This window comes from Rhodococcus sp. HM1, from assembly GCF_023218075.1.
GTDB lineage: Bacteria > Actinomycetota > Actinomycetes > Mycobacteriales > Mycobacteriaceae > Rhodococcus.
On sequence record NZ_JALPTB010000200.1, the window covers coordinates 1 to 520 of the forward strand.

Annotated in this window: 1 pseudogene; it reads right to left on the reverse strand. The window is 67.9% G+C overall.

What is annotated here, in order from left to right:
* Window positions 1-520, reverse strand: a pseudogene (locus tag M1M07_RS32405) (IS256-like element IS1164 family transposase); the annotation flags it as partial.

The following is a 520-nucleotide window of genomic DNA, read 5'->3' on the forward strand; positions in this document are numbered from 1 at the left end:
CGATGATCCGATCATATTGTGCGTGAACGGAATCCGCGTCGGGCTGGTCGTACACGGAGTGCAGCAGTGTCTTCACCCAGGGCCACGACGACTTCGGGGTCACCGCCATCAGGTTCGTCGAGTAGTGGGTACGGCACCGCTGCCAGGAGGCACCGGGCAGAGTCGCGCCGATCGCCGCGACGAGGCCGGCGTGGGCATCGGAGGTCACCAGTTTCACCCCGGTCAGCCCGCGGGCGACCAACCCACGGAAGAAGGTCAGCCAGCCGGCGCCGTCCTCGGCGGAGGTGACGTCCAGCCCCAGGATCTCGCGGTAGCCGTCGGCGTTGACCCCGACCGCGACCAGGGCGTGCACGTTCACCACCCGTCCGTTCTCGCGGACCTTGAGGACCAGGGCGTCGGCGGCGACGAACGTGTACGGGCCCGCATCGAGGGGTCGGTTCCGGAAGGCCTCGACCTGGGTGTCGAGGTCTTTCGCCATCACCGAGACCTGCGACTTCGACAGCGAGGTGATCCCGAGGGT